General features: G+C 29.4%; 2 protein-coding genes. Both read right to left on the reverse strand.

Going from position 1 to position 4,188, the window contains the following annotated elements:
- Nucleotides 1-213: 213 nt before the first annotated feature.
- Nucleotides 214-924 carry a tyrosine-type recombinase/integrase gene (locus h2es_RS07480; protein ID WP_326845028.1) on the reverse strand — a complete coding sequence of 237 codons (711 nt, stop codon included), beginning with the start codon at nt 922-924 and terminating at the stop codon, nt 214-216.
- 3 nt (nt 925-927) lie between these two features.
- Complete coding sequence (locus h2es_RS07485) at nt 928-3,846, reverse strand: Tn3 family transposase (RefSeq protein ID WP_195910011.1); 2,919 nt, start codon at nt 3,844-3,846, stop codon at nt 928-930.
- Between the last annotated feature and the right edge of the window lie 342 nt (nt 3,847-4,188).

The following is a 4,188-nucleotide window of genomic DNA, read 5'->3' on the forward strand; positions in this document are numbered from 1 at the left end:
AGGCCTAAGGGTAGGGAAGTTGAGAAAACGGCAAAGTATATATTAAACAAGCGGTTATATCGTTATTTCGGGCACATAGAGTTTTTTATCATTACTTTGATAAATGGCTTTATTTAACCTTTTTATGCGGAGTATTAAGAAATCTAAAAAATCTAAAATCATAGCAAATATTGTGAACTTAGTTCTGTTTTTATATTAGCGATTGATACTAATTTAAATAGGGAATTCATTAATAACCTCATTATACTTATTTTGGGCATCTGTTATAGATAATTTAGAATATAATTCTAATGATTTTCTAGATTCATGTCCTGAATATGGTTGTATTAATGCATCATCAATACCCTTTTTTTTCATCCATGTAAATAAAAAATGTCTTAATTTATGTGGTGTAATCTCATGTTTCATTTTTGCTTTTTTCGTATATTCAGCCAATATTTTTCTAATGCCTCGATCCGTAAAAGGTGCTTTTCGTATTGATTCAAATAAATATATAGCGCCTTTTGTCTTGTTTGTTTTTATATGTGCTGCTAGTACCTCCCTGAAAGTTCTTGGGAATGGTAAAACTCTATCTTTATGCCCTTTACCATCTTTTATTTTAATCTGGCATTTATTCAAATATACATCTTCCATTTTAATTTTTACTAACTCTCCAACTCTAACTCCTGTATATAATAATATTTTAATAAGAACCATATGAGCAACATTTTGTGTATTCCAAACTACCTCATAATAATTATTTATTTCTTCTTCTGTTGGAACATAAGGTAATTTTTTAGGCTGTTGTTGTACCACTACATTTAATTCTTTTCTTAAATGTCTAAATAATTCTTTAAGATAAAAATAGTCAGGTCTTTCGCTTCTTAGTAACCTTGCCACTTGCTTTGCTTTTTGCTTAACTGTCATTTTTTTTTCTTCTGCCACTTTTCACACCTCTATTTCTATTCGTTCTTTCATGTTTAATTTGTATACCCCATACTGGTTTATATGGTGATAGAACAATGGAGTAATCGCTCTTTTATCTTCTAAAGTCAAGATATCATGATATCTTTCTTCTTTGATAATTTGTTGTAATAATAGGGTGTTGATATACACTAATGATGATTGTAATAAATGAAGTGATAATATCGTCAATTCATGTTCAATTTCATTATTGGATGATATTATCCCTCTCCTTGCAAAAAAGATAAAGATATTACCAGAATTCCAGTTCTCAACAACGTTTAATACTTCATCTATTTCTATTCTGTATTCTTCAGACATTAAATATCTGCAAATAAATATAGACCTTACAGCTCTTCCTAATTCTAACAAAGCCATATACATTGGACTTTTTTTATTTTCCATTAGCAACTTTTTAAGTATCACTTCTAAATCAACTGTTCCCAGCTGCAATGCCACTAAATGTTTAGCAAATTCATCATACTGATCTATTATTGAGTCCCAATTTATCGTTTTCCCCATGACCTCTTCAATATTGCAATAATGCCTCTTTGCCATATTACGATCGGCTTTAGATATTTTTAAATATCCTATTCTTTTAATCCTTGGCTGAAGATTAATTCCAAGTAAATGACATATTGCGAATGCTATCAAACTTTGTCCGTTGCTATCTGTTGATTGTCCTTTGATTTTAATCTTCGTTTTATGATTTATAAGACCTATTAACATTGATACAGTTTCAGGATCATGACATTTTCTTGGTTGCGAAGATATACATAAAGCTTTCTTCTCAATATGCCAATAAGCCATTATCCCCCTCTCTTTATATCTTACATGAAACTCACTCATTAAATTTCCAGGCCACGCTGCAATCTGTGTTGAATCCGATCCTACTATACTTTCAAGCTCTCCAAATATTTCTTTATCTCTAATACATAGGGTAGAATCAATCAGCTTTTGGATTACATGCTTCATTACTTCTGCTGTTAAATATCTCTTCTTTACATATTTTAAATCATCGACTGTTATACCCTCAATTCCTATACATACTCTTTTTAGTTCAGTGTTAGTTGCTGCTGCATAAATACACAAAAGTAATCTTTGTTGTAACTCCTCTCTTTCAATAGCTATTTTATCAGTTGTATTAATTATTTCAGATGTTAATCCAATTCTCAGGTCAGCTTCTTTTAATATATCAAGTAAGCTTATATAGCCCCATTTCCTCAGAACTTTTTGCTTGAGAGTTGATATGTTTTCTGGTTCTTCTTGCGCTACATTAGGTGTAATAAATATATGAGCTTTCTTTGCCTTCTTACCTATTCTAACCTTTGGATTATCTAATATTGTTTTATTTAACTCAATAGTTACATCTATAAGCTCTTGTTTTGTCTTTCCTATTTGCTTTTTACCACTTACGTCAATTCCTAACATACATAGATAATCTTCTCTCTTTTCATCATAATTCTCAGGGATCCATTTCTTAGGATTTGTATATTTCAAGCCAATGTTGCTCCAAATATTTCTATTATTAAGTTCTTTCTTTAACTTCCTCAATACTGCTAATTCATAGTAGATTTTATTTATTTTATCACAATCATATCCCATAACTAGTAAATCCTGAGCTGCCACAACGTTATCTATAGCAATTTCTTTTTTATCAAAATAAACTAGCCCATTATCTTCTTTCCATTGTTGCAAAATATACTGTATTGCATTGAATATATTATTATCAGTATTAGACCTTAAATTTACTTCCTCCAAAATAGTCATTATATATCTTCGATTTTGCGATATATAAAGACGTTTGAAGCTCTCATATTCTAAAATCTTCTTCTTTATCTTTCCTACTCTCCTTAATTCTTGTGCTTTCTCTAATTGTGATTTCCCTCCAACTACGGGATAAATAGCTTCTCTGATCACCCCTTCAGGTTTTGCTAATGATATATCAACTAAACTATCATATAATACTGCATCATTTTCTTCTATATCCCATAAATCATGCTTTGCCTTTTGTAAACCCCTTCTTTCTATCTTTTGAACTTTCTTTATCAGAATATTGATTAAATTATCAGTATTTTTTCCAGCTTTATATTTACAAAAGCAAGTCATAACAAAATTAAATTTATTTTTATTATTTTTACTTATTTTCAATAACTCACTAGGTGATTTTATCGCTACTTTGTCATGATATTTTTTTAATACCTTATTAGTTATATTAACTCTATTAAAATCAATATCGAGAATCCCTGTTGTTTTAATATATTCCAATCTTTCTAACTCTTCCTCAATAGTAGTTTTTGATAATTTTCCAGGATTACATTTTATTTTTGTATAATTGGTTTCTCCATCTGAATCAATATCCTTGATTAAAGATTTTAATTTTCTTTTTATACTTTGGCTTAAGATTTTATTAACAGCAAAAATAAGTTCTTGCTCATATTTATTACACTCGTTGTTTATAAATCTTATTAACTCTGCACTTGCTAATCTTTCTATTTTATTCTCATACAAATAACTGCATACCTCTTTTATAATACTCTTATTACCCAATCCTTGTGGTAATAAATTTTCAACTATGTGTTTGACAACTCCCTCTTTGTTTTTATTAGAGAGTCTTGAAAAACCATAATACTCCCGAATCTCACTTTTGTATTGTCTAATGCTCCTGTCTGCACAATTATGATTTAAAATAGATTCTTGACTCACACTTAGTTGTTTAGCAATGTATTCAATTACTATATCAGATACTTTCTCGCTATATTCAGGAAAATTTCCATATACATCATAATACTTCATATGCAATCCATATAATCCTATAGAATTTTTCATATTACATATATATATCTCTTTTTTTGATAATGTCCAATTCTCAATCAATTCTATTTGTGTCCAATGTTTCTTCATTTTTATAAGTTCCGAGAAGTGCAGGTGATGCTACTCTTTTTGTCTATCATCATCTGTATTAACCTTATTTATTTGACTTTTATATCAATTATCCTTACTATGTCAACCACTATTATTAATACACTATTCATTAATGCGCAATTTCAACTTTTTCTTCAAATTTAATTTTCTTAATTTCTCTCTTGTTATATCCTTTAAACACGTTAATCAGCACGTTTGCAAAGAATCAGCCAAATATTGATACTTCCTCATATTTTTAATTAGCAATCTCTGCAAAACTCCTTAGTCCCACCTATCTAGTCACTCCCTTTGCCGTTTTCTCAACTTCCCTACCCTTAGGCC

The organism is Rickettsiales endosymbiont of Trichoplax sp. H2 (assembly GCF_009690945.1).
Classification (GTDB): domain Bacteria; phylum Pseudomonadota; class Alphaproteobacteria; order Rickettsiales; family Midichloriaceae; genus Aquirickettsia; species Aquirickettsia rohweri.

Coding starts and splice junctions, on each gene's coding strand:
- h2es_RS07485 (WP_195910011.1), bottom strand. CDS start 3,846: ATGAAGAAACATTGGACACAAATAGAATTGATTGAGAATTGGACATTA.